General features: G+C 75.6%; 20 protein-coding genes and 1 pseudogene. 15 read left to right on the top strand and 6 right to left on the bottom strand.

From position 1 onward, the window contains the following. Positions 1 to 430 precede the first annotated feature (430 nt). On the top strand, positions 431 to 1,318 hold the full coding sequence (locus A3CO_RS36150; protein ID WP_018334195.1) for an RDD family protein: 888 nt from the start codon (positions 431 to 433) through the stop codon (positions 1,316 to 1,318). Positions 1,319 to 1,540: 222 nt separating this feature from the next. Next, positions 1,541 to 2,122: a hypothetical protein gene (locus tag A3CO_RS0120875; RefSeq protein ID WP_018334194.1), complete on the top strand. Its 582-nt coding sequence runs from the start codon at positions 1,541 to 1,543 to the stop codon at positions 2,120 to 2,122. Between the two features lie 9 nt (positions 2,123 to 2,131). Here A3CO_RS0120875 and A3CO_RS0120870 read toward each other — a convergent pair whose 3' ends face one another. Both A3CO_RS0120870 and A3CO_RS0120865 read right to left on the bottom strand, forming a co-directional pair. Beyond that, entirely contained in the window at positions 2,132 to 3,364 is a 1,233-nt protein-coding gene (locus A3CO_RS0120870; RefSeq protein WP_018334193.1) for an endonuclease/exonuclease/phosphatase family protein, read from the bottom strand. Beyond that, complete coding sequence (locus A3CO_RS0120865; RefSeq protein WP_018334192.1) at positions 3,361 to 4,569, bottom strand: PQQ-dependent sugar dehydrogenase; 1,209 nt, start codon at positions 4,567 to 4,569, stop codon at positions 3,361 to 3,363. Before A3CO_RS0120865 ends, A3CO_RS0120870 begins: the two co-directional genes overlap by 4 nt. A 168-nt stretch (positions 4,570 to 4,737) precedes the next feature. Between A3CO_RS0120865 and A3CO_RS0120860 the strand changes: the two genes are divergently transcribed. From A3CO_RS0120860 to A3CO_RS0120850, 4 genes and pseudogenes are all read left to right on the top strand, one after another. After that, positions 4,738 to 6,441, top strand: a complete 1,704-nt coding sequence (locus tag A3CO_RS0120860) for a sensor histidine kinase (RefSeq protein WP_018334191.1) — start codon at positions 4,738 to 4,740, stop codon at positions 6,439 to 6,441. Then, positions 6,429 to 6,536: pseudogene (locus tag A3CO_RS40250) on the top strand (DNA-binding response regulator); the annotation flags it as partial. The gene A3CO_RS0120860 and the pseudogene A3CO_RS40250, both read left to right, overlap by 13 nt. A gap of 107 nt (positions 6,537 to 6,643) precedes the next feature. Beyond that, positions 6,644 to 7,066 (top strand): LuxR C-terminal-related transcriptional regulator, encoded by a 423-nt coding sequence (locus tag A3CO_RS35050; RefSeq protein WP_018334190.1) that lies wholly within the window; start codon positions 6,644 to 6,646, stop codon positions 7,064 to 7,066. A 60-nt stretch (positions 7,067 to 7,126) separates the two neighbouring features. Further along, positions 7,127 to 9,970 carry an FAD-binding and (Fe-S)-binding domain-containing protein gene (locus A3CO_RS0120850; RefSeq protein WP_157647736.1) on the top strand — a complete coding sequence of 948 codons (2,844 nt, stop codon included), beginning with the start codon at positions 7,127 to 7,129 and terminating at the stop codon, positions 9,968 to 9,970. On the opposite strand, the gene A3CO_RS0120845 is transcribed toward A3CO_RS0120850, so the two are convergent. Continuing rightward, positions 9,948 to 10,751, bottom strand: coding sequence for a glutaminyl-peptide cyclotransferase (locus tag A3CO_RS0120845; RefSeq protein ID WP_018334188.1), 804 nt, complete (start codon positions 10,749 to 10,751; stop codon positions 9,948 to 9,950). The two genes, A3CO_RS0120850 and A3CO_RS0120845, sit on opposite strands and share 23 nt — an antisense overlap. 53 nt (positions 10,752 to 10,804) lie before the next feature. Here A3CO_RS0120845 and A3CO_RS0120840 point away from each other — a divergent pair, with 53 nt between their 5' ends. From A3CO_RS0120840 to A3CO_RS0120810, 7 genes are all read left to right on the top strand, one after another. After that, on the top strand, positions 10,805 to 11,575 hold the full coding sequence (locus tag A3CO_RS0120840; RefSeq protein ID WP_018334187.1) for a DUF3027 domain-containing protein: 771 nt from the start codon (positions 10,805 to 10,807) through the stop codon (positions 11,573 to 11,575). 13 nt (positions 11,576 to 11,588) lie between these two features. Then, positions 11,589 to 14,438, top strand: coding sequence for a sacsin N-terminal ATP-binding-like domain-containing protein (locus A3CO_RS39740; RefSeq protein WP_018334186.1), 2,850 nt, complete (start codon positions 11,589 to 11,591; stop codon positions 14,436 to 14,438). Between the two features lie 40 nt (positions 14,439 to 14,478). Continuing rightward, entirely contained in the window at positions 14,479 to 15,153 is a 675-nt protein-coding gene (locus A3CO_RS39735; RefSeq protein ID WP_033414722.1) for a response regulator transcription factor, read from the top strand. Between the two features lie 38 nt (positions 15,154 to 15,191). Beyond that, on the top strand, positions 15,192 to 16,433 hold the full coding sequence (locus A3CO_RS0120825) for a HAMP domain-containing sensor histidine kinase (RefSeq protein WP_245561562.1): 1,242 nt from the start codon (positions 15,192 to 15,194) through the stop codon (positions 16,431 to 16,433). Between the two features lie 103 nt (positions 16,434 to 16,536). Beyond that, the gene (locus A3CO_RS39105) at positions 16,537 to 17,016 is read left to right on the top strand and encodes a hypothetical protein (protein WP_026204825.1); all 480 of its coding nucleotides are present in this window, start codon (positions 16,537 to 16,539) and stop codon (positions 17,014 to 17,016) included. Positions 17,017 to 17,101: 85 nt separating this feature from the next. Continuing rightward, positions 17,102 to 18,427, top strand: coding sequence for a DUF1800 domain-containing protein (locus tag A3CO_RS0120815; protein ID WP_018334183.1), 1,326 nt, complete (start codon positions 17,102 to 17,104; stop codon positions 18,425 to 18,427). Continuing rightward, entirely contained in the window at positions 18,424 to 19,686 is a 1,263-nt protein-coding gene (locus A3CO_RS0120810) for a DUF1501 domain-containing protein (protein WP_018334182.1), read from the top strand. The genes A3CO_RS0120815 and A3CO_RS0120810 overlap by 4 nt, the downstream gene beginning before the upstream one ends. A 25-nt stretch (positions 19,687 to 19,711) precedes the next feature. Here A3CO_RS0120810 and A3CO_RS0120805 read toward each other — a convergent pair whose 3' ends face one another. After that, positions 19,712 to 19,954 carry a DUF2530 domain-containing protein gene (locus tag A3CO_RS0120805; RefSeq protein WP_018334181.1) on the bottom strand — a complete coding sequence of 81 codons (243 nt, stop codon included), beginning with the start codon at positions 19,952 to 19,954 and terminating at the stop codon, positions 19,712 to 19,714. Between the two features lie 36 nt (positions 19,955 to 19,990). Here A3CO_RS0120805 and A3CO_RS0120800 point away from each other — a divergent pair, with 36 nt between their 5' ends. Beyond that, positions 19,991 to 21,436: an NCS2 family permease gene (locus tag A3CO_RS0120800; protein WP_018334180.1), complete on the top strand. Its 1,446-nt coding sequence runs from the start codon at positions 19,991 to 19,993 to the stop codon at positions 21,434 to 21,436. A gap of 207 nt (positions 21,437 to 21,643) precedes the next feature. Beyond that, positions 21,644 to 22,765, top strand: a complete 1,122-nt coding sequence (gene sfnG / locus A3CO_RS0120795) for a dimethylsulfone monooxygenase SfnG (protein ID WP_018334179.1) — start codon at positions 21,644 to 21,646, stop codon at positions 22,763 to 22,765. On the opposite strand, the gene A3CO_RS0120790 is transcribed toward sfnG, so the two are convergent. Together A3CO_RS0120790 and A3CO_RS0120785 are read right to left on the bottom strand one after the other, a co-directional pair. Next, the gene (locus A3CO_RS0120790; RefSeq protein ID WP_018334178.1) at positions 22,756 to 23,277 is read right to left on the bottom strand and encodes a hypothetical protein; all 522 of its coding nucleotides are present in this window, start codon (positions 23,275 to 23,277) and stop codon (positions 22,756 to 22,758) included. The two genes, sfnG and A3CO_RS0120790, sit on opposite strands and share 10 nt — an antisense overlap. Beyond that, entirely contained in the window at positions 23,274 to 24,746 is a 1,473-nt protein-coding gene (locus tag A3CO_RS0120785) for a molybdopterin-dependent oxidoreductase (RefSeq protein ID WP_245561561.1), read from the bottom strand. The genes A3CO_RS0120790 and A3CO_RS0120785 overlap by 4 nt, the downstream gene beginning before the upstream one ends. Positions 24,747 to 24,885 lie beyond the last annotated feature (139 nt).

Below are 24,885 nucleotides of genomic sequence, written 5' to 3'. Positions count from 1 at the left end.
CGGGCACGTGGGTGACCTCCCGGACGATCCACGCCGGGCCGATGCAGCCCGGGGCATCGGCACCGTCGGCGTCGTCCGCGTCGGTGGAGCCGCGCGGGTGGGGGAGGGCCACGGGGACCCGGGAGGCCGGATGGGCCACCACCGGGTGCGCGCGCGACACGGACGGGTGCACGGGTGTGCCTCCCTCCGCGTACCGGGTGCCGGGGCGCAGTCTGACCGCCCGGCCCGAGGGGTGTCCATCCATCGACCACTCAACGCCCGACCGGGGGTCGGTGTCATGCTCCGCTCGGGGTAGCCTCGCGAGGCAATGGGGTGGACCTCCGCTCCGACCCCTTCAGTGATGGCGGCCTGCGGCCGAACGGGTGGCGGTCGGACTACGATCCGAACAAACCTCTCCCTGCCGTCACGCTCCGCTGGCATCATCCCGCGCATGAGTGGAGACAGTGCTCCGTACGGCCCGGGGTCGACGGACGGACAGGGTGGAGGGGCGGGCCACGGCTCGTCCGCCGACTACTCGGCGCAGTCGGCGTCGGCGACCGGTCCGGGGACCGGTGGCCAACCCGCTCACGGTGCGCCGTCCTCGGGTGGATACACCCAGCCGAGCTACGGCGCGCCCCAGCAGGGGTACGGCGCGCCCGCCCCCGGCTACGGCGCCCCCGGCGGCCAGGGGTACGCCCCGTCGGCCTCCGCGCAGCAGGCGTACGGCCAGCAGGGCTACGGCCAGCAGACCTACGGCCAGCAGACCTCCGGCCAGCAGGGCTACGGCCAGCAGGCGTACGGGCAGGGGTACGGCGCGCCCGGGTACGGCCAGCCGGGTCAGGCCGGCCAGCAGCAGTCGGCCGGGTACGGCGCGCCGACGGGGCAGGGTGTCCCGCCCGGGGCGCCGGGTTCGGTCGAGGTCGTCGGGCTCCGCGTCGGCCAGTACCTGCTCGACGCGCTGTGCCTCGCCGTCCCGCTGATCGTCATCGCGCTCGTCGGCGGGTTCCTCGCGGCCGCGGTCGACGGCGGGTTCGGTGTCCTCACCCTGCTCGTGAACCTCGTCGTGTGGGTCGTCGCCCTCGGCGGGTCGTTCGGCATCTACGCGTGGTGGCCCTCGACGCACGACGGTCAGACGCCCGGCATGGGATGGCTCGGCCTCCGCATCGTCCGGGAGGCCGACGGCGGCGTGCCGACGCTGGGCGAGTGCGCCCTGCGGTGGGTGCTCCTCGTCGTCGACGGGGCCTTCGCGGGCATCGTCGGGCTCGTCATCATGGCGACCTCGCAGCGCAAGCAGCGCCTCGGCGACATGGTGGCGCACACGCTGGTCGTGAAGGTCTGAGCCCTGGCCACGCGGACGGCGTGCCCACTCCGCCGTCCGCGTGCCCGGACCCCTCGGTGCGCCGGTGGGTGACGAACATCCGCCGAACAGGCGATATCGACCGCGTTACCCGTCCGTAGGGAAACGGATTCGGCCTACCCGACGACGACCGGGACACGAGAGCGGCTCCGGCCCCTCGTGAGACATCCAGCGAAGCCGGCCATCCGGCGCGAGGAGAGCGGCATGAACGCCGGACGAGACGCCGGACGACCGGGCGGGGCCGGCGCGGACCCGCGCGGCGGGTACGCGAGCTGGGTGGGGTGGATCGACGACTTCCGCCGCGGCGACGACCGTGGCCTCGAGGCCCTCCCACCCATCGACGGCCGCATGGGCACCTACGTCGAGGCGCGGCTGCTGGAGCGCCTCTCGGCGGCCTTCAGCGAGCGGGTCCGCACGTGGCAGACGGCGCTCGGCCGTCGCATCGTCGCGACGCCCCCACGGGACGAGGCGCAGGTCGCGGCCCTGCTGCGTGACGCGGGGCCGGGACTCGAGCCGTTGGCCCGCGTCGCCGCGTCCTCGCGGCTGCCGCGGCCGATGGCCGCCGCGATGCACGACCTGCTGGCCCACACCCGGGCCGGCGCGCGTGACGCGGTGCGGGAGAGCGCCCGCCGGGTGCAGGAGCCCGAGCTGCCGCCCCGGCTGCCCCGCCAGCCGCGCGCGGGTGCGGGTGCGCCGGCCGCGTCGACGCCGGTCGTCCCCGCGCCGCGCGATCCGGGCGCCCTCGGGTCGCTCCGGCCGACGCACGCCGCGCAGCGCGTGCGCTGACCGGCGGGCTCAGCCCGGCCCGATGCGGGCCAGGACCGCCCGGTGGTCGGTGCCGCCGACCGGGGTGATCTCGAACCCGAGGGGCCGGGGCCCGCCGGTGACCAGCACGTGGTCGATCTGGGCGCCGAGGAACGCGGGGACCCACGACGGCCAGGTGCCGGTGACGCCGTCCCCGGTCGCCGCGGCGACGTCGGTGCAGTTCGCCGTGGACGACCGGAAGTGGGCGTGGTCCGCCGTCGCGTTCATGTCACCCGCGATGACGGTGGGCCGGCCGGCGTCGCACCACTGCGCGAGGCGCCCGACGTCGCGGACCCAGCCGTTGGTGTCGCCGGGCTTCGGCGACCGGGGGTGGTCCGCCACGAACCGCAGGCCGGCCGCCACGCCGGGCGCGGACCGCGGCAGGTCCACCACGATCGCCGGGTAGGTCCCCTCGCGGTCCTGGACGACGGTCGGGCGGCCCAGGGAGGACCGGACGAAGACGGTCATCCCGGAGGCGTCGTCGGCGTCGTCGGCCGAGTAGGCGCGGTACCCCGAGCCGCCCTGCCCCTCGTCGAGCCGCGACTCGAGGCGTCGACGCAGGTCACCGCGGGCCTCGGGCAGCGAGATGAGGTCGGGGTCGCGCGCCTGGACGAGGGCGGCGAGGTCGTCGGCGTCGGCCAGGCCGGTGTAGGTGTTGAGCGCCAGCACGACGAGCCCGCCGGAGGTCCCGGCCACCGTGGCCGACCCGGCGGTGCGGCGCACGACGTCCGCGGCGCCGATCCCGCTCACGAGGCCCACCGCGAGCGCGACCACGAGGGTGCCGGCGGCCGCCCGCCGCCAGGCGCCGAACGCCGCGAGCAGCGCGAGGACGAACGCGATCGTCGTCAGCTGCGGGCGGAAGGCGACGACCTGCACGAAGGGGGAGCGCTCGTCGAGCCCCAGCGCCTCCGGGAAGAGCACCACGCCGACGAGGCCCGCCACCACCACCGCGGCGACGACCGCCTCGGCGCCGGGTGCCCGCCACCGGGAGGGCGGCCGGCGACGCGGCGCGGGAGCCGGCCCGCCGCGTGGCGGGACCGGCGGCCCGGGTGGCACGTTCCAGCCGGGCGGCCCGTCGTAGCGCGCGGTCGGAGCCGGGCGGGGCCCGGCGGGCCGCGCCGACCCGCCGTCGGGAACGGGGGGACGACCGCCCGGCGGACGGGAGGGACCGGGGCGCCCGCCGTCCGGGCCGGGCCCCTCCTCCCACCAGGCGGGCCGGGTCACCCTCGGGTGACGCGCAGGACCACGTCGTCGTTCCCGTTGTCGGTGGTCAGGTAGAGCGCACCGTCGGGACCGACGCGCGCACCGCGCAGCCGGCCGAACTCGCCGTCGAGCTCCGGCGGGGTCGAGACCGACACGATGCGCTGCGCGTCGGCACCGGTTCCGGGACGCATGATGAGCAGCTTCTCACCCTTCTGCGCGGTCACCGCGAGGACCCCGTCGAGGTCGCCCCACGCCGGGCCGGAGACGAAGGTGCCGCCGCTCGTGGCGATCGTCGGGTCGCCCGAGCTCCACGCCGCCGGGACCGCGTCGGGGTGGCGCCGCAGGTCGGTCATCGGGACGCCCTCGTCGTACCCGCCGGGGGTCTCACCGCCGCGGGCCGGGTCCCAGCCGTAGTTGCCGCCCGGGACCACGACGTTGACCTCGTCGTCGACGTCGGGGCCGTGCTCGACGCTCCACCCGGTGCCGGTGCCCGGCTGGAACGCGACCGCCTGCACGTTGCGGTGCCCGTAGCCCGAGACGAGGCGCTCGGCGGCGCTGCCCGACGACGCGAACGGGTTGCCGGCCGCCGGGCCGCCGGTCACGGGGTCGACGCGCAGCACCTTCCCGCCGAGCGCGGTGCGGTCCTGCGGGATCGTGGCGCGGGCGGTGTCGCCGGTCCCGATCCACAGCGCCCCGTCGGGGCCGAAGGTGGGCCGGCAGCCGGAGTGCCGCCCGGACGGGTTGAGCGGCAGGCCCCCGACCAGCGGGTCGTCCGTGCGGGTCGCGCTCGCCCCGTCGGCGGAGAGCTGCCACGCGACCACCCGGACGTCGACGGGCCGGCCGCCCTCCTGGTGGGTCTGGCAGGTCACGAACCGGCCGGAGTCGTCGGGGTACGCGGCCAGGCCCATGAGCCCGCCCTCGCCGCGGGCGTACACGCTCGTCAGGTCGGCGCGGACGGGCCGCACGCGGCCGTCGGCGACGGTGGCGAGGGCGCCCGCGCGCTCGGTGACGAGCATGCGGCCCCGCACCCAGGTCACGTCCCAGGGCTTGTCCAGCCCCGCCGCGACCCGCTCGACCCGCAGCGCGCCGGAGGGCGGCGCGGCGGCGGCACGCGCGTCCGTCGAGGTCGGGTCCGCCCCGGACGACGTCGGGGCCCGCGCAGCGGAGCAGGCGGTGAGCAGGACCGCCGCGAGCGCGACGGAGGTCAGCAGGGGAGCGACACGCACGGGCGGATCGTGCCCGTCCGGACGTGGGTGTCCGGTGTGGGCGGGTCGGATCCGGCGTCGCGGGACGCCGCCGGCGGGATCGGACGAGGGACTCCGGCCCCCGATCGGGAGGGGACCTGGGTCCCGTCGGCGTGGACCGGGAGAACCACGGTCTGTCAACCTTCGGCGGTGCGGACACCGGTCGGCAGCGCGCCGACCTCGGCGCTGGGGCAGATCGGCGCGTTCGGGCTGGTCGGCGGCATCGTGGTGGCGCTGTTGATCCTGCCGGCGCCGTGGCCGGACGCGGCGTCGGGCCTCTCCTACGTGCTCACGGCGTGGATCTACCTCGGGGCCGGGCTGGTGGCGTGGTCCCGACGTCCGGGGAGCCGGATCGGGCCGCTGCTGAGCGCGGGCGGCGGGGTGTGGCTGCTCTGTGCGCTGGCGGCGACCCCGGTCCCCGTCCTGGTGGGCCTCGGCATCGTGATCGCGACCGTGCCGGTGGCGATCCTGCTGCACGTCCTGCTGTCCTTCCCCTCGGGCCGGTTACGCGAGCCGGGTCCGCGGGCCCTCGTCGCCGGCGGGTACGTCACCACCGTCGTGCTGCAGGCTCCGGTCTGGTTGTTCTCGCCCGCGTCGCCGTTCGCGGTCGCCGACCGCCCGGACCTCCTGTTCGCCGGCCGGGCGGTCAACGCCACCTGCGCGTTCGTCGTGATCCTCGGGACGGCGTTCCTGCTGGCGCGGCGGCTGCGGGCCGCGCCGGCCGCCGACCGCACCGTCCTCGCGCCGCTCTACCTCTACGGCGGCGGCGCCGTCGTCGCCGTGGTGGTCGCCGGCAACCTCTACCGCGTGACGGCGGTGGACCCCCGGATCGTCGACTGGTTCCAGGTGTCCGCCCTGGCCGGCGTGCCGGTCGCGTTCGCCACCGGGGTCGCACTCGGCGGCTTCGCCCGGACCGTGGCGATCGAGGAGCTCGGGGTGTGGTTGGGCAGCACCGAGCGTCGCCGCGGCGAGGTCGGGCCCGCCCTCGCCCGCGTGCTGGGGGACCCGTCGCTGCGGGTGGTGTTCCCGGACGCGGGCGGTGCCTGGGTGGACGGCGCGGGGCGTCCCATCGCGGTCCCCGACGCCCGGGAGCTCGTCCCGATCGAACTGGCGGGCCGACCGGTCGGCGCGATCGTGCACGACCCGTCCCTGCAGCCCGACCCCGACACGGTCCGGGCCGCGGGTCGCGTGGTGGCGATCGCGGTGGACCGGGAACGGCTGACCGCCCGGCTGCTCGCCGAGCAGGAGCAGCTGCGGGAGTCACGCACACGGCTGGTGGAAGCGGGGGACCGCGAACGGCGCCGCCTCGCCCGCGACCTGCACGACCGCCTGCAGAGCCGGCTCGTCCTGCTCGCCCTGCGGGCGGGCACGGCGCGGGCGGCGGAGGCCGACCTCGAGGCCTTCCGGCGGGACGTCGACGAGGTCGCCGCCGAGGTCCGCCTCATCGTCGCCGGGGTCATGCCCGCCCTGCTCATCGAGCGGGGACTGGGTGCGGCCGTGGAGGAGATGCTCGCCCGCACGGTGCTGCGCGCCTCGCTCTCGGTCTCCGACGACACCGACGGGGCGCGCCTGCCGCCGTCGGTCGAGGGCACCGCCTTCCACGTCGTCGCCGAGGCCATCGCGAACACGGTCAAGCACGCGGGGGCGGCGGTGCTCGAGATCGGGCTGCACCGCGCGGGCGGGACGCTCCGCGTCGCCGTGCACGACGACGGGTGCGGCGGGGCCGCCGCGGCCGGCGGCACCGGGCTGCGCGGGCTGCGGGACCGGGTGGAGGCGCTCGGCGGCCGGTTCACGGTGGACAGCCCCGGCGGGCGGGGGACCACCCTGGTGGCGGAGCTCCCGTGCGGGTCGTGATCGGGGAGGACGAGGCGCTCCTGCGCGAGGGGCTGTCCCTGGTGCTGCGCCGCGAGGGGTTCGACGTCGTCGCGGCCGTCGCCGACGCCCCGGCCGTGGTCGACAGCGCGCTGCGGCTCGCCCCCGACCTCGTCCTCACCGACATCCGCATGCCCCCCGACGGCACCGACACGGGCTGCGGGCCGCGCTCCGGGTCCGGGCCGTGCGGCCCGACGTCGGGCTCGTCGTGCTGTCCCAGCACGTGCACGGGCAGTACGCCCTGGAGCTGCTCGGCGCCCGCCCGCGGGGCGTGGGGTACCTGCTCAAGCAGCGGGTCGCCGACGTCGGGAACTTCGTCCGCGACCTGCGCCGCGTGGGCGACGGGGACGTGGCCCTGGACCCGGAGGTCGTCACCGCCATGCTCGCCCGGCGCGACGACGGCGTCGAACGGCTCTCGGTGCGCCGCCGCGAGGTGCTGGGCCTGGTCGCCGAGGGGCGCAGCAACGCCGCGATCGCGCGGCGGCTCGGGATCACCGAGAAGGCCGTCGTCGCGCACGTCTCGGGGATCTACGAGGCGCTGGGCCTCACCGACCACGCGGACGACCACCGCCGGGTCCTCGCGGTCGTGCGGTACCTGACGCGCTGAACGCATCTATGCGTGCGAGCGGGCCGATCGCGCCCTCCCGGACGTGCGAAGGTGGACGACGTGACGGCCACCACCACGCTCGTCGAGTCGCTCCGCGGGGTCATCGCCGACCCGGAGCGGGTCAAGCACCGCCCGATCGACCTCGCCGCGCACGCCAACGACGCGAGCCACTACCTGCTGCACCCGCAGGCCGTGGTCGTGCCGGGCAGCGCGGCCGAGATCGCGAAGCTGCTGCAGCTCGGCGTACGGGACCGGTTGTCGCTGACCTTCCGCTCCGGCGGCACCTCGCTGTCCGGGCAGAGCGTCTCCGACGGCGTGCTCGTGGACACCCGCCGGCACTTCCGCGGCTTCGAGGTGCTCGACGACGGGCGCGCGGTACGGCTGCAGCCGGGGCTCACCGTCAACGAGGTCAACGCCCGGCTCGCGCCGCACGGCCGCAAGATCGGGCCCGACCCGGCGTCGAGCGTCGCCTGCACCGTCGGCGGGGTCGTCGCGAACAACTCGTCGGGGATGAGCTGCGGCACCGAGTTCAACACGTACTCGACGCTGCGCAGCCTGACCTTCGTGCTCGCCAGCGGCACGATCATCGACACCGGCCGCCCCGACGCCGACGACGAGCTGCGCCTCCGCGAGCCGGAGCTCTACGCCGGGCTCGACCGGCTGCGGGCGCGGGTGACGGGCAACGCGCACTCCGTCGAGCGCCTGCGGCACCTGTTCTCGATGAAGAACACGATGGGCTACGGGCTGAACTCGTTCCTGGACTTCTCCCGGCCGATCGACGTCCTCGCCCACCTGCTCGTCGGCTCCGAGGGGACGCTCGGGTTCGTCGCCGACGTGGTGCTCGAGACGTTGCCGATCCTCCCGCACGCGGCGACCTCGATGCTGGTCTTCGCGAACACGAGCGACGCCACCGACGCGCTGCCCGCCCTGCTCGACGCCGGGGCGAAGACGCTCGAGCTGCTCGACGCCCGGGCGCTCGTCGTCGCGCAGTCCGACCCGCGGGCGCCGTCGAGCGTCAAGGACCTGCAGGTCGACGGGCACGCGGGCCTCCTCGTCGAGTTCCAGACCGCCACCGCCGAGGAGCTCGACGGCGTCCAGGCCGACGCCGAGCCCGTGCTCGCCGGTCTGCCGCTGACCCGCGACGCCGGCCTGACCCGCGAGCCCACCGCCCGGGCCTCGTTGTGGGCGCTGCGCAAGGGGCTCTACACGGCGGTCGCCGCGGCGCGCCCGAGCGGGACCACGGCGCTGCTCGAGGACATCTCGGTGCCGGTGCGGACCCTTCCCTCGACCTGCGACGGCCTGACCGAGCTGTTCGACCGGCACGGCTACGAGGGCTCGGTGATCTTCGGGCACGCCAAGGACGGCAACGTCCACTTCCTGGTCAACGAGCGCTTCGACGACCCCCGCGAGCTGGAGCGCTACCGCGTCTTCACCGACGAGATGGTCGACCTCGTGCTCGCCCAGGACGGCACGCTCAAGGCCGAGCACGGCACCGGCCGGATCATGACGCCGTTCGTCCGCCGGCAGTACGGCGACGAGCTGTACGGCGTGATGCAGGAGGTGAAGCGCCTCGCCGACCCGACCGGGCTGCTCAACCCCGGCATCATCCTGTCCGACAAGGCCGACGCCCACCTCACCGACCTCAAGACCGTGCCCACCGTGGACCACGAGGTCGACGCCTGCGTCGAGTGCGGCTACTGCGAGCCGGTGTGCCCGTCCCGACGGGTCACGACGACGCCGCGCCAGCGGATCGTCCTGCGCCGCGCGGCCGCGAAGGACCCGGCGCTCGCGGCGGAGATCGAGGCCGACTACGCCTACGACGCCGTCGACACCTGCGCCGCCGACGGCATGTGCGCCACCGCGTGCCCCGTGCGGATCAACACCGGCGACCTGATGAAGCGGCTGCGCTCCGAGCGGCACTCCGAACGCGCCCAGCAGGCCGGCGCGGCCGTCGCGAAGCACTGGCAGGGCGTCTCCGGCACCGCCCGCGTCGCCCTCAGGGTCGCGGCGACGGTGCCGGGGCTGACCGCGGCGGCGTCCGCGGCCGCCCGGAAGGTGCTGCCGACCGACCTCGTCCCGCTGTACTCCACCGAGGTCCCGCCCGGCGGCGACACGCGCCCCGAGCCGGTGTACCCGTCGAACCCCGACGTCGTGTTCTTCCCGACGTGCCTGCACCAGGTGTTCGCCCCGGAAACGGGCGACGGGTCCGCGCACGCCTTCCTGCGGCTCGCGGAGCGCGCCGGCGTCGTGGTCGCCGTCCCCGAGGGCATCGGGCAGATGTGCTGCGGCGTGCCGTGGGAGTCGAAGGGCTTCACACAGGGCAGCCGGGCGATGGCCGCGAGGGTCGCCGACGGGCTGTGGGGCTCCACCCAGGGCGGACGCCTTCCCGTCGTCGTGGACGCGGCGTCCTGCACCCACGGGCTGGAGGGGATGGCGAAGCTCCTGCCCGACGATCCCCGCGTGGCGTCGCTGCACGTCGTGGACGCCGTCGCCTACACCGCCCGGGAGATCCTGCCGAAGCTCGCCGTCACGACCAGGGCCGCGTCGCTGACGCTGCATCCCACCTGTTCGACGACCCACCTCGGCATCGGCGACGACCTGCGGCTGCTCGCCGAGGCGGTCGCCGACGAGGTGGTGGTCCCGAAGGCCTGGGGCTGCTGCGGCTACGCGGGCGACCGCGGGATGCTGCACCCCGAGCTCACCGAGGGCGCCACGGCCGAGCAGGCCGCCGAGGTCCGCGCGCACCCGACGGAGCTCTACGCGAGCTGCAACCGCACCTGCGAGATGGGCATCTCGAAGGCGACCGGGCAGACCTACCGCCACGTCCTGGAGCTGCTCGACGAGGTGGCGTCGCCGGGTGACCGGTCCTCCGTGGCGGAGATCAGGCCGCCGGGACGAGCCTGACCCGGTACGTCACGGGCCAACGCTTGCCGGCCAGCAGGAACTCGTCCGTCCCGGGGATCGCCGCGATCCCGTTGAGCACGGCGTCGGGGTCGCCCCGGGTCTCCGCCGGCCGCAGCGCCGCCGCGTCCACCACGGTCGTCACCCGTCCCGACGACGGGTCGATCCCGACGATGTCGTCGGTCTGCCACACGTTCGCCCAGATCGTGGTGGGGGTGCACTCTAGCTCGTTGAGCTGCTGCACCCCGGTGTCCACGGTCCGGCGCGGCGCGAACGTCACCGGATCGCGGAAGACGAGCGTCGGCGAACCGTCCGAGGTGACGAGGTCGGCGCCGGTGTGGCACATACCCCACCCCTCGCGGTCCAGCGGGAAGGTCTGCAGCACCGCGAGGGTGGCGGGGTCACGCCGGTAGGCGATGCCGTTCTTCCACGTCAGCTGCCAGATCCCGGTCGGGGTCACCGTGATGCCCTCGCCGAACTGGTCGGGCGGGAGGTCGACCGCCCGGCGGACCGCTCCCGTCGTCGGGTCCGTCTCGCGCAGCTGGGACCGTCCCTCCAGCCCGGTGCCCTCCCACAGCGACGCTGCGCCTCCGGTCGAGCTCCGCTGCGCTTCGTCTCCTGGGCCGAGCTCGAGGCCCTCGGTGAAGGCGGCCGGGTCGTGCGGCACCGTCCCGAGCACCTGCACCGTCAGCCGCGTCACGGGCTGCCCCGAGGCCGGGACCGAGGCCGGGACCGACGCCGAGCAGCCGGCCAGGACGAGGACCAGCGCGAGGAGCCACCGCACCGGGGCAGACTCCCACGCCGGGTGCTCCGGTCGGGTCAGGCACAATCGGACGAGTGCAGGACCTCGCCGAGCCCACCACGCCGCAGCACCTCGCCGACGCCGTCGACCTCGCACGCGCCGCAGCCGTCGACGCGGCCGACGGCGAGGCCTCGCAGGTCGGCGACCATCTCGAGGTCGTCCGCGAGGACGACACCGCCGCCACCCACTACTTCGCCGCCGCCAAGCCCGGCTACCGCGGCTGGACCTGGGCGGTCACCGTGATGGGACTCGAGGAGGTGACGCTCGGCGAGGTCGCGCTGCTGCCCGGCACGGGCGCGGTCGTCGCGCCGGAGTGGATCCCGTGGAACGAGCGGGTGCGCGCCGAGGACCTCGCCCCCGGCGACCTGCTGCCGGTCGACGAGGACGACGAGCGCCTCGTCCCGGCCCACGCCGCCCTCGACGACGACGAGCCCGGGGCCGACGAGATCCGCGCGGTCGCCGACGAGCTCGGCTTCGGACGCCCCCGCGTGATGAGCCCGGAGGGTCGGTTCGACGCCGCCGAGCGCTGGACCGGCGGCGACTTCGGACCGGGCGCGGAGATGGCCCGGGCGGCCTCGGCGCACTGCGGCACGTGCGGCTTCTACCTCACGCTCGGCGGGTCGCTGCGCGGCGCGTTCGGCGTCTGCGGCAACGGCAACGTCCCGGCCGACGGGCACGTGGTGCACGCGGAGTACGGCTGCGGCGGGCACTCGGAGCTGCAGGTGGACACCGGCTCGGTCGTCATGGTGGCGGAGCTGGTCTACGACGACGGGGTCGAGATGGACCCCGTGCCCGTGAACGACTGACGTCGGGGAGACGGTGTCGGGGGACCCGTTCGGCACGGCGGCGTTGCGGCGCGCGGTCCTCGACGCCTGGACCGCCTCGCCCGCGCGCTTCCGCGAGGACGCGAACGCCGAGGAGGACCTCGTCCGCGGCGGCTACCGCGGCCGCTGGTTCGTCGAGCTCGCCCAGAACGCGGCCGACGCGGGGGCCGCGGCGGGCCGGCCCGCACGGTTGCGGGTCACCCGGCACGACGACGAGCTGCGGGTCGCCAACACCGGCGCCCCGCTCGACGCCGACGGGGTCGCGGCGCTCGCCTCGCTGCGGGCGTCGGCGAAGCGCGACGACGGCACCGTCGGCCGCTTCGGGGTCGGCTTCAGCGCCGTCCTCGAGCTGACCGACGCGCCCCGGGTGATCGGCCGGTCCGGCGTCGCCTTCGACCGGGCCCGCACCTACGCGGCGGTCACGACGGCGGGTGGTGCGCTCGCCGGCGAGGCCCGCCGCCGGGGGCCCGACGGCGTCCCGGTCCTGCGCCTGCCGTGGCCCGTCGAGGAGGACCTCGACCCGGCGTTCACCACCGAGGTCCGGCTCCCGCTGCGCGACCCCGCCCTCGACGTGCTCGGCCGGGCCCGTGACGAGGCCCCCGACCTGCTGCTCGCCCTCCCGTGGCTCGCCGCCGTGGAGGTGGCGGGCACCACGGTCGAGCGCGTCGACGTGGGCGACGGCCGGGTGCGGGTCGGCGACACGACGTGGACCACGCTGCCGATGGGCGGGGAGCTGCCCGCGCCGGTACGGGCCGGGACCGCGCTCGCCGTCGAGGACCGCGGGCGCACCACGTGGGACGGCCGCTGGGTCCACCCCGCCACCACTCCCGACACCCTCCACGCTCCCACCGCCACCGCGGAGTCGACGACGCTCCCCGCCCGCCTCGTCGTCACCGTGCCGCTCGACGCCGACCGGCGCCGGGTGCGCCGCGGCCGCGTCACCGACCACGTCCTCGCGGCCGCCGCGGAGCGCTACCCCGACCTCGTCCGCCGCCTCCCGCCCGACCGGCGCGTCGCCCTCGTCCCGGCCCCCGGCCTGCCCGCCTCCGAGGTGGACGCCGTCCTGCGCGAGGGCGTCCTCGCCGCGTTGCGCGGGACCGCGTGGCTCCCCGGCGCGGCCGGACCCGACGTCGTGCCGTCCCGCGCGCTCGCGCTGACCGACCCGGCTCCCGACCTCGTCGCGGCGCTCGCCGACGCCCTCGACGGCCTGAGTTCGGAATCGTGGACCGCCGCCCTCGGTGACCTCGGCGTCACCCGCCTCGACCCCGCCGCCCTCGCCGACCGCCTCGCGGGGCTGCGCCGGCCGCCGTCGTGGTGGCACGCCCTCTACGCGGCGCTCGCCGGGGTCCAGGGTCTCGACCGCGCCGAGCTCGCGGCCCTGCCCGTCCCGCTGGTCGACGGCCGACTCGTCCTCGGGCCGCGGGGCTGTCTCCTGCCCGGGGCGGACGTCGCGACGTTGGACCTGCGGGGCCTGGAGCTGCGGCTCGTCCACCCCGACGCCGTGCACCCGCTGCTCGAGCTGCTCGGCGCCCGCCCGGCCGACGGACCGGCGCTGCTCGACGAGCCGGAGGTCCGCGAGGCCGTGGAGCGGTCGCTCGACGACGCCGAGGCCGGGCTCGACGTCGAGCCGCTGGCCCGCCTCGTCCTCTCCGTCACGACGCCGGGTGCGGCCGGCTCCGGCGCGCTCGCGCTGCCCGAGCGCGACGGCGGGTACCGGCGCGCCGACGAGCTCGTCCTGCCCGACGGGGCGCTGCGCGCGGTGCTCGGCGACGACACGCCGATCGGGGTCCTGGCCGACCGCGCGGCGGCCGAGCACCCGCGGGACGCCCTGGTCGCCGCGGGCGTCCTCGACGGTTTCGCGGTGCTGCGCGACGACGCCCCGGTCGGCCCCGACCACGACCTCGACGACGAGGAGACGTGGTGGGCCGAGGAGGTCGACCCCGAGCCCCGGCGCGGCGGGGACGACGGCGAGCCGCCCGGCCCGCCGAGCACGCTCGTCGCGGTGCGCGACCTCGACCTCGTCGCCGACTGGTCCGCCGCGTGGCCCCTCCTGGCCGCCGACCGTGACGTGCGCGCCGCGCTCGTCCGGCTGCCGGGCGAGCCCGTGCCCTACACCGCCTGGTGGCTGGCCCGGCACGGCCGGCTCGCGGGCCGCCGGCCGGGCTCGTGGCGACTGCCGGGTGCGCGCCGGCCGGAGCTCGTGGCGCTCTACGACCCGGCCCCCACCGACCTCGACGCCGGGTTCCTGACGGCGGTCGGGGTCCGGACCGAGCTGCGGGTCAGCGGTGCGGATGCCGCCGAGGACCTGCTCGCCCGCCTGGCCGACCCGGCGCGCACCGTGCCGGTCGCCGCCGCCCTCGCGGCGTACGACGCGCTCGGCGAGGCCGTGGCGTCCCGCCGCGTCGACGTCGCGGACGTCGACCCGCCGGACCGGCTGCGGGCGGCCGACGGCAGCGTGGTCGTCGCCGACCCCGTCCACGGCCCGGTGCCCGTCGTCCTGGACCGGCCGTGGCTGCTGGCGGCGTTCGTGCCGAGCTGCGTCGTCCCGGTCGCGGCCCGGTTCGCCGTGCCGCTCGCGGACCTGCTCGACCTCCCGGTCGCCTCGGAGACGGTGCACGGCGAGGTCCGGTCGCCGGGGGTCGTCACCGACTGGTCGGCGCTCACCGCCGCCGCGGTGTGGGCGGCCGCCGCGGGCCGGGAGCTGCCGGTGGGCGAGGTCGTGGTGCACGAGCGGCTCCGGGTGGCCGTCACCGTCGCCGGCGACACCCGCGAGATCTTCCCGACGGTCTGGGTGGCGGACGGCACCGTGCACACCGACGACCCGGTGCGCGCCCTGCTCGCGTGATCCTCAGCGGCCCCACAGCCGCGGGCGGCACACTCTCCGCGTGGAGCGCCCCGCCCGCGTCCTCGTCGTGGAGGACTCCGAACCCATCCTCGCCTCGGTGACGGCGGCCCTCACCGGCGTCGGCCACGACGTGCTCGCCCGCGCGGACGGCGCCCGCCTGGAGACCGACCTCGGTGAGTTCGTCCCCGACGTCGTCGTCCTCGACGTCATGCTGCCCGGGCGCGACGGGTACGCCCTGCTGCCCGCGGTCCGCGCGACGAGCGCGGCGGTGATCCTGCTGACCGCCCGCAGCGGGGTGGCCGAGCGGGTCCGGGGCCTGCGCGCCGGGGCCGACGACTACCTCGTCAAGCCGTTCGCGCTCGCCGAGCTGCTCGCGCGGGTGGAGGCGTTGCTGCGCCGCAGCGGCGGGGTGGGCGACGCGGCGACGATCGCCGACCTCGTCGTCGATCCCGACGCCGGGCTCGTCACGCGCGCCGGGGTGGCCGTCCCCGTGACCGCGACCGAGCTCCGCCTGCTGCACGACCTCGTCGCCCACCGCGGCCGGGTGCGCTCGAAGTCCCAGCTCCTCGCCGCGGTGTGGGGCTGGGAGGAGTACGACCTCAACGTCGTCGAGGTCCACGTCAGCGCCCTGCGGCGCAAGCTCGGCGAGCCGCGGCTCATCCACACCGTCCGCGGCCAGGGCTACGTGGTGCGCGACGACGGGCCGGGCACGTGAGACCCGGGTCCCTGCGGCGACGCGTCACGCTCACCTCGGTGGCCGTGGTCGCGGCCGTCGTCGTGGTGGTGGCGGTGGTCTCCGACGTCGTGTTCGCGGCGCAGTCGCGCTCCGAGGCGCAGACGACGCTCAACGGCCGGGCCCTGCAGGCCGAGCAGCTCGCCGACCAGGGACTGTCGCCGGACCAGGTCGTGCGTCGCACGGAGGTCGGGGGCGGCGTGGCGGTGGTGGTCCGCGGGCCGACCGGGCAGGTCCTCGCCGGCCGCGTGGTGGAGCCGGCCCGTCGGTCGGTGACCCGGCGGCTCCCCGGCGGCGACACCGTCACGCTCGTCGCCGAACCGGCGCTCGAGGGCGCGGCGGAGAGCCGGCTGCGCCGGATCCTGCTGTTCGTCGGGGCGGCCGCGATCGTCGTCGCCGTGGGCGCGTTGCTGCTCACGACGCGGCTCGCCCTGGCCCCGCTCGACGCCATGACCTCCCTCGCGCGCTCCATCGCCGGCGGGCGACGGGGCCGACGCCTCGACCCGGAGCGCCGCGACACCGAGCTCGGCCGGGCGGCCGCCGCCTTCGACGAGATGCTCGACGCGCTCGAGGGGGCCGAGGCGGCGGCCCGCGCGTCGGAGGCGAGCACCCGCCGCTTCGTCGCCGACGCCGCCCACGAGCTCCGCACCCCGCTCGCGGGGATCGCCGCCACCGCCGAGGCGGGCACCGCGCCCGACCTCGACCCCGAGGCCCGGGAGCGGCTGGCCCTGCTCCTGGTGCGCGACGCCCGGCGGGCCGGACGCATCGTCGACGACCTGCTCACCCTCGCCCGCTACGACGCCGGGCTGAGCCCGGAGCGCGAGGAGGTGGACCTCGTCGACCTGGTGCGCGCCGAGGTCGACCGGGACGCGGTCCGCCATCCCGACGATCCCGTGGTGCTGGACGCGGCCGGGCCCGTGCCCGCCGCGGTCGACGTCGAACTCGTCGGGCAGGCCCTCTCCAACCTGCTCGTCAACGCCCGGCGCCACGGCGGCGGGTCGGTGCACGTCACGGTCCGGCCGGGGCGGATCGCGGTACGCGACGAGGGCCCGGGGGTGCCGGTCGAGGAGCGCGAGCGGGTGTTCGAGCGGATGGTGCGCCTCGACGAGGCCCGGGGCGGGCAGAGCGGCGGCGCCGGGCTCGGGCTCGCGATCGCCCGGGAGGCCGCCCGGGCCCACGGCGGCGACCTCGTGTGCGCCGCCCCCGACGACGACGGCCCCGGGGTCCTGTTCGTCCTGACGCTGCCGCTGAGCGTCTCCTGAAGCCGCCGGGCCGCGTCCCGGTGTTCTCAGTCGTCCCTCAGCCGGCGCACCGAGGGTCGTGGGTGTCCGGCACACCGCCGGACACCGAGAGCCGGAGGTTCCCATGCACCGTCTGACCAGGCCCCTCGTCATCGGCGTCAGCGCCCTCGCCCTGTGCGGCGTGGGCGCCGGGGTGGCGCTCGCGAGCCCGGGCGAGACCACGGCCGTCGTCGCGGGCGCGCACCACGTGAAGCACCCGGGGGAGCACGGGGAGTTCACGGGGCCCGGGAAGGCCCACCGCACCATCGACTACCAGCGGGGTACCGTGACCGCGGTGACCGGCACGACGTTCACCGTGCGCAGCAGGGACGGGTTCACGGCCACGTACTCGTTCGCCCCGAAGGCGAAGGTCCACAAGGAGAAGCAGGCCGCGACGCCGGCGCAGGTGCAGACCGGGGACCGCGTGTTCGTGGCGGCGGCGAAGGAGCCGACCGGGCTGCAGGCGCTCCGCGTCCGCGACCAGGGTCCCGCCCCGGCCGCTCCTGCCCCGGCCGCTCCTGCCCCGGCCGCTCCTGCCCCGGCCGCTCCTGCCCCGACGAACTGATCCCCGTCGGCCGTTCCTGAAGACCGGCTGAGCCGGCGCACCCGATCCTGGGGTGCGCCGGCCCGGCCGGAGGAGGGTTCCCGACGTGACCGTCCTCGCCGATGCCGTCGCCACGCGGCGGCTGCTGGACCGCCTCGGGCTCGGGCCGCGTCCGGGCGACCTCTCCGCCGCCGTCGGGCAGGGGTTCGAGGCCACGCTCGACGCCCTGCTCGCGACGCCTGCCGACCCGGGACCGCCCCCGCCCGTGCTGGCCCCGATCGTGGACCGGGGGAAGCCCGGGACCCCGGAACGGCAGGCCGCGCAGCAGCAGCGGAGCCAGGGCCAGGACGCGCTGACCCGCTGGTGGCTCGAGCGGATGTGGGCCACCGCGGCGCCGCTCCCGGAGCGGCTCACCTGGTTCTGGCACGGCCACTTCGCGACCAGCGCGCAGAAGGTCGACCAGCCTGCGCTGCTCCTCGCCCAGAACGACACCCTGCGACGCCTGGGCACCGGGGACTTCCGGACCCTCGCGCAGGCGATGGTCGTCGACCCCGCCATGCTCGTCTGGCTCGACGGCCGCACCAACCGCGTCGGGGCCCCGAACGAGAACCTGGCCCGCGAGTTCATGGAGCTGTTCGCGCTCGGTGTCGGGCACTACACCGAGACCGACGTCCGTGAGGCCGCCCGGGCGCTGACCGGCTGGACCGTCGACGTCGACCCGGGGTCGGCCCGGCTCGTCCCGCGCCGGCAGGACACGGGCACCAAGACGATCCTCGGGCGGACCGCGGCGTTCGACGCCCCGGGGTTCGTCGACCTCGTGGTCGCCCGGCCGGAGTCCGCCGCCTTCGTGGTGGGGCGGATGTGGTCCCGCCTGATCTCCACCACCCCGCCGTCGCCGGCCGTGCTCGGTTCGCTGACGGACGCCTACGGGCCGGGCCGGGACCTGCGGGCGCTCCTGCGGGCCATCGCCGTCTCCGCGCCGTTCCACGACAGCGCGACCACCCTGGTCAAGCAACCCGTCGAGTGGGCGGTCGGGCTCATGCGCGCCGTCGGTGCGTCGCCGAGCACCGTGACCACCCCGCCGCGGGGCCGGGGCCGTCAGGGCGATCCGGTGCACCAGCACCTGGAGGCCCTCGGGCAGGTCCCGTTCCGGCCGCCGAGCGTGGGCGGGTGGCCTGCCGGCACGGCCTGGCTCACGCCGTCCGCGCAGCTGGACCGCCTGGCCCTGGCCCAGGCGGTCGTCGCCCACGCCACCGTCCCGCCCGGCCCGGCCGGGCCCAACGCCCGCATCGACTGGGCGCGGCAGGTCCTCGGGATCGACGCCTTCGGGCCGCGCAGCACCGACGCCCTGCGCGACGTGGCCGGCGGCCCCGACGCCCGCACCGTCCTCGCCGTCGCCGCCCTCACCCCGGAGTACGTGATCAGCACATGAGCAACCGCCTCCCCGACGTCACCCGACGTCGGTTCCTGACGTGGTCCGGGGTCGCGGCCGCCGCCGTCGGCCTCACGGCGGGTGCGACCCAGGTGCCCTGGTCGACGCTGCTCGACGGGGCGACCCACACCCCGTTGGCGCCCGGGCAGGGGGTCCTCGTCGTCGTCACCCTCTACGGCGGCAACGACGGCCTCAACACCGTGGTGCCCGCCTCCGACGACACCTACCAGGCGCAGCGCCACGAGCTCGCCTACCAGCCGTCCGAGGTGCTCGACGTCGGGCAGGGGCTCGGGCTCAACCCCGGTCTCGCCGGGACGAAGGGCCTGTTCGACGACGGGCACGTCGCGATCGTGCGGGGCGTCGGCTACCCCGGGCCCGACCACAGCCACTTCCGGTCGATGGCCATCTGGCAGACCGCGTCCCCGACCTCGCCGACCGGCGCGGGCTGGCTCGGACGCTGGCTCGACGGGACGGGGGAGGACCCGCTGCGGGCCGTCTCCCTGGACTCGGTGCTGCCGCCGCTGCTCACCGGCGCGTCCACCGCGGCCTCGACGCTGCCCGCGGCCGGGCTGTCGCTGCCCACGGGCTCCGCGGGCGCGGCGTTCCGCGCCCTGGCCGGCGTCGACCCGGGCGACGACGCGCTGCGTGCGCGCGTCGCCCGCTCGGGCCGGGACCTCGCGCAGGTGGAGCAGGTGCTCGGCCCGACGCTCGCGTCCTCACGGTCGCGGGCCGCCGCCGGCAACGACGCCGGGGCCGCCGCCGCGGGTGGGGGACGATCGCAGCTCGCCGACCAGCTCCGGACGGTCGCCGCGCTCGTCGAGGCGCGGGTGCCCACCCGGGTGTACTCGGTGTCCCTGGGCGGGTTCGACACCCACGCCGACGAGCGTGGGACCCAGCAGCGGCTGCTCACCGAGCTCGACGCGGCGCTCACGCCGTTCGTGCAGCGGCTCGGCACCACGGACGCGGGGCGGCAGGTGGTGACGATGGTGTACTCCGAGTTCGGCCGCCGGGTGCTCGCCAACGCCAGCCAGGGCACCGACCACGGCACGGCCAACCCGGTGTTCCTGCTCGGCGCCCCCGTCGTCGGGGGCCTCCACGGGGAACAGCCGAGCCTCACCGACCTCGACGCGGGGGACCTCCGGGCCTCGACCGACTTCCGCGACGTCTACGCGACGGTGCTCGGCGGCGTGCTGGGGGCCGACCCCGCGCCCGTGCTCGGGGCGGGTCGCACCCCGGTGGCGGGGCTGCTCGCGACCTGACTCCGCGCCCTCACCCGCGGGGACGCTACAGCTTCTGGGCGCCCTTCGACCCGCGGGCGTTGGCCCGCCGCGTCAGCCCGAGCACGCCGAGGCCGACTCCGCCGAGCGCGATCCCGACGACGCAGGCCCACAGCCACGGCCCGGATCCACCGACCACGGCCAGCACGATCAGCGCGACGACCCACACCGCGACGCCCACGAGCACCGGCGGGACCGGGTCGGTGAGACGCCGGGGGAGCGGCGGCGGCTGCCAGTCCGGTTCGTCCACACACGCACCCTACGGCGGATTGCGGCGGACGTTAGGGTGCCGCCCGTGCTCGAGCGACTCTTCCACCTGCGTGAGCGCCGATCCTCGGTCGGGGCCGAGGTCCGTGGTGGTCTCGTCACCTTCGTGACGATGGCCTACATCGTGGTCCTCAACCCGCTGATCCTCGGCAGTCTCGACCCGGCCGCACCGAGCGCGAAGCGCGACGTGCTGGGCGCGACGCTGTCCGTGCCGCAGGTCGCGGCGGTCACCGCCCTGGTCGCCGGGGTCATGACGATCCTCTTCGGGCTCGTCGCGAACTTCCCGTTCGCGCTGGCGACGGGGCTCGGCATTAACACGCTCGTCGCGGTGACGATCGCCCCGCAGATGACGTGGCCCGAGGCGATGGGCCTCGTCGTCATCGAGGGCGTCATCATCGTGATCCTCGGGCTGACGGGGTTCCGCACGGCGGTCTTCGCCGCGATCCCCGACGCCCTCAAGATCGCCATCGCGGCCGGTATCGGCGCGTTCATCGCGCTCATCGGTCTCGTCGACGCCGGGTTCGTCCGCCGCATCCCCGACGCCGCCAACACGACGGTCCCGGTCGGCCTCGGCATCGAGGGATCCATCGCGAGCTGGCCGACCGCCGTGTTCTGCGTGGGCCTGCTCCTGACGGCGGTGCTGGTCGCCCGCGGCACGAAGGCGGGGATCCTCATCGGGGTCGTCGCCACGACGGTCCTCGCGATCGTCGTCGAGGCGATCGTGCACGTCGGCCCGTCCAACGGCACCAACCCCAAGGGCTGGAACCTGGGCTACCCGGGCCTCCCGTCGTCGGTGGTGGGCCTCCCCGACCTCTCGCTGGTCGGCGACGTCTCCCTCGGCGCCTTCACCCGGCTCCCGGTCATCGCGGTCACCCTGCTCGTGTTCACGCTGGTGCTCGCCAACTTCTTCGACGCGATGGGCACGATGACCGGCCTCGGCCGGCAGGCGGACCTGCTCGACGAGAAGGGGCAGCTGCCGAACATCGGGCGCGCCCTCGTCGTCGAGGGTGCGGGGGCCGTGGCCGGTGGCGCCGCGTCGTCGAGCTCGAACACCGTCTTCGTCGAGTCGGCGTCCGGGATCGCGAGCGGTGCCCGGACGGGTCTCGCCAACGTCGTCACCGGCGTGCTGTTCCTGGCCGCCATGTTCTTCACCCCGCTCTACGAGGTGGTGCCGGTCGAGGCGGCCGCGCCGGCCCTCGTCGTCGTGGGTGCGCTGATGATGGGCGGGGTCCGCGACATCGAGTGGGACGAGTTCCGGGTCGCGCTCCCGGTCTTCCTCACGATCGTCGTCATGCCGTTCACCTACTCCATCGCCAACGGCATCGGCGTCGGGTTCATCAGCTGGGTGGTGCTGCACGCCGCGACCGGCCGGGCCCGCACGCTGCACCCGCTCATGTGGGTCGTGGCCCTCGCCTTCGTCGCGTACTTCGCCGTCGGTCCGATTCGTGCGGCCCTGGGCAGCTGAGGTGTGAGCCGGTCGGCGTCCGGTTGACAGTGGGACGAACGGCCGCAACGGTTGTGTCCGATGGGTAACGCTGGAGTGCCACTGACGCGGCGTCGCCACGTCGACTACGGCCTCCTCGCGGCCCAGGCGTGTCGCGCCTGATCCGGTCCGCGCCCCTTCCTCGCCCGCTGTTTCCGGGCATTCCCGTACGCCTCGAGGAGGCCATCCGTGTCCGTCGGCACCCCGACCGCCCCCCTGAAGTTCGCCTACTGGGTCCCCAACGTCTCCGGGGGCCTCGTCACCAGCGGTATCGAGCAGCGCACCGACTGGAACTGGGACTACAACCGCGAGACCGCGATCGCGGCCGAGAACAACGGCTTCGAGTACGCGCTCTCCCAGGTCCGGTACATGGCCAGCTACTCCGCCGAGTACCAGCACGAGTCGACCTCGCTGTCGCTCGCGCTGATGATGGCCACCGAGCGGCTCAAGGTCATGGCCGCCGTGCACCCCGGCATGTGGCACCCCGGCGTGTTCGCCAACTTCGGCGCCACCGCCGACCACCTGACGAACGGCCGGTTCGCCACCAACGTCGTCTCCGGCTGGTTCAAGGGCGAGTTCACCGCCTTCGGCGAGCCGTGGCTCGAGCACGACGAGCGCTACCGCCGCACCGAGGAGTTCATCGCCTGCCTCGCCGGCATCTGGGAGCAGGACAACTTCGAGTTCAAGGGCGACTTCTACCGCTTCCACGACTACTCGCTGAAGCCGAAGCCGCTCAACACCCCCGAGCGCCCGCACCCGGAGATCTTCCAGGGCGGGAACTCCAGCGCCGCCCGCGCGATGGCCGGCCGGGTGTCGGACTGGTACTTCTCCAACGGCAAGGACTTCGACGGCGTCGTCGAGCAGCTGAACGACGTCAACGCCTCGGCCGCCGACGCGGGCCGCTCGGTCGGCTTCGGGCTCAACGGCTTCATGATCGTCCGGGACACCGAGAAGGAGGCCCGCGACACCCTGCGCGAGATCGTCGACAAGGCGAACGTCGAGCAGGTCGAGGGCTTCCGCCAGGCCGTCCAGCAGGCCGGCAGGTCGGCCTCCGACGGCAAGGGCATGTGGGCGGAGTCGTCGTTCGAGGACCTCGTCCAGTACAACGACGGGTTCAAGACCCAGCTCATCGGCACCGCCGAGCAGGTCGCCGACCGGATCATCGAGTACAAGAAGCTCGGCGTGGACCTGAACCTGCTCTGCTTCCTCCACGTCAAGGAGGAGATCGAGCTGTTCGGGCAGAAGGTCCTGCCGATCATCCGCGAGAAGGAGGCCGAGCTGGCCGAGCGCCCGCTCGCCGCTCAGGCCTGATCCGTGGGCCGGGTCGTCCGTCGGGCGGCCCGGCCCAGCCGGATCGCGTAGATCACGGCGCTGCCCAGGAAGAGCCCGGCGGTGATCAGCAGCCAGTGCCGGTAGATGCCGGCCATGTCCAGACCGGCGGTGAACCGGAACGCGTCCTCACCGTGGCGCGTGATCGTCGGCAGGTAGATCAGACCGAGGACGGCCGAGCCGAGCACCGGCGCCCGCAGGTGGTTGATCGCCGGCACGAGCACCGGCCGGTCCCGCACGTACCGCCGCCGCGCCCAGCGCGCGAGGACCGTCGGCTGGTCGGCCAGCGCGTAGAGCGGGTAGAGGATCAGGTCGTGGCCGATCACCGCGCCGACGAACCAGATCAGCAGCGCCGGCCACGTGGGGTCGTCCCACAGCATCGACACCACGTAGCCCGACAGCGCGAAGCAGCCGATCACGGCGAGCAGGTGCAGCGGGTTCGCGCCGTACAGGCGCCGCCAGAGCGTCATGCCTTCCGCCTGCTCGAGCTTCATGTCCGCCTCCGGCGGAAGTCGATCGAGGCCACCCACTTGGTGTTGTGCACCCCGGGCAGCGCCGGGACGATCACGCGCGCCGGGTAGCCGTGGTCGTCGGAGAGGTCCGCCATCGGGCCCCCGTCGTCGTCCCCGACGCGGAGCGCGAGCAGTGCGTCCTCGGCGAGCACCTGGTTCCCCTGGAGGGTCGCCCGCGCGAACGCGCCCGCGGTCTCGACGGACTGCACGAACGCGTTGTCGGGGTCCGGGACGCCCGCGAGGGCGGCGAGGTCGCGCAACCGCACGCCGGACCACGTCCGCGTCGTCGACCAGCCCTCGACGCACGCGATCGGCAGGACGGCGGTGTGCTGGGGCATCCGCGCCAGGTCGGCGCGGGAGAGCGACACCTCGCTCGACCCGCCGGTGAGGCGCAGCCGCCACCCGTCGCCGAGGGCCGCCGGGTTCACGCCGGAGCCCGCGAGGGTGCGGTTGATCTGGAAGTCGTTCGGCCCGTCCCCGTAGGACTGGCCGCGCGGGGAGAGCAGGGCCAGCGGCCGCAACGTGTCCCAGGTCTGTCCGATGGAGAACACCCCGACCAGCACGCTCCCGCCGCCGACGAGCCCGAGCAGGCCGCGGCGCGAGAGCGTCGGCCGGTTCGGGTCGAGCGGGGCGAGGCCGTGGGAGTCCATCGGCTCCGGCTCGGTCTGCGCCGGCGAGTCGTGCAGCCAGCGTGCGAACGCGCCCGTGCCGTGCGGGCCCGACCGCAGCGCCCGCAGCATCGTCGGGAGCTTGATGATCACGTGCGAGACGAAGCCCGCGATGAAGACCCAGGCCCCGTAGTAGTGGGCGGGGTAGAAGCCGAAGCCCCAGGAGTAGTCGTACTGGGAGTTCATCAGGCCGGTGACGAACTCGAAGAGGATGCCGCCGACCAGCGCGAGCAGCGAGATGCGCTCGAGCAGCTGGGCGAGGCTCGTCACCGGCGGCCAGGCGAAGAGCTTGGGCACCACCGACCACAGCTTGGCCAGCACGATCGGGGTGAGGACCATCCCGCCGACCACGTGCAGGCCCTGGGTGAGCCGGTAGAACCACGACGGGCCGGCAGGCCAGTCGAAGAACGGCAGGTGCAGGCCGCCGACGTCGCCGGGGATCGCCTGGCCGAACTGCGGGCCGTAGGCGATGTAGGACATCAGCCCGGTGAGGATGACGATCGGCAGCCCGATGAGCAGGACCGCGCCGAACACCGACGTGAGCCACGTCCCGCGCAACGGGCTGCGCCAGGTCCTCGGGTGGAACGGCGGGGGGACCGGGATCCGGGCGAGCGTCCGGAACAGCGGGCGGGGGAACCCGTAGGCGGGCTCGGGCGCGGTGCGCACCCCGCCCGGACGGCCCGGGGTGGGGTCCTCGTCGGAGGTGTCGCCACCCGTCACCCGCGACGTCTCGGGGGTCGTCGTCGACCCGCCGTCGAACTGCGGGGCTCCTGGGCCCGTCACGGTGTCCTCCACGTCGTTCGCGTGTCGCCGGCGACAGCATCCCCGGTGGGCGGTGTGTCCGCCGTGCGTGGTCCCGCGCCCGGGTGCGCGTCACGTGGGTGTCCGGACGAGAACGGGTACGGGTTCACCAGGCGGGCAC

The sequence above is a fragment of the Actinomycetospora chiangmaiensis DSM 45062 genome, from assembly GCF_000379625.1.
GTDB classification, from domain to species: Bacteria; Actinomycetota; Actinomycetes; order Mycobacteriales; family Pseudonocardiaceae; genus Actinomycetospora; species Actinomycetospora chiangmaiensis.
This window is presented reverse-complemented; position numbering and strand designations above follow the sequence as displayed.

Bases quoted from the DNA above. Each gene is read 5' to 3' on its own strand.
- A3CO_RS36150 (WP_018334195.1), top strand. From the start codon at position 431: ATGAGTGGAGACAGTGCTCCGTACGGCCCGGGGTCGACGGACGGACAG.
- A3CO_RS0120875 (WP_018334194.1), top strand. From the start codon at position 1,541: ATGAACGCCGGACGAGACGCCGGACGACCGGGCGGGGCCGGCGCGGAC.
- A3CO_RS39105 (WP_026204825.1), top strand. From the start codon at position 16,537: ATGCACCGTCTGACCAGGCCCCTCGTCATCGGCGTCAGCGCCCTCGCC.
- A3CO_RS0120810 (WP_018334182.1), top strand. From the start codon at position 18,424: ATGAGCAACCGCCTCCCCGACGTCACCCGACGTCGGTTCCTGACGTGG.
- A3CO_RS0120790 (WP_018334178.1), bottom strand. From the start codon at position 23,277: ATGAAGCTCGAGCAGGCGGAAGGCATGACGCTCTGGCGGCGCCTGTAC.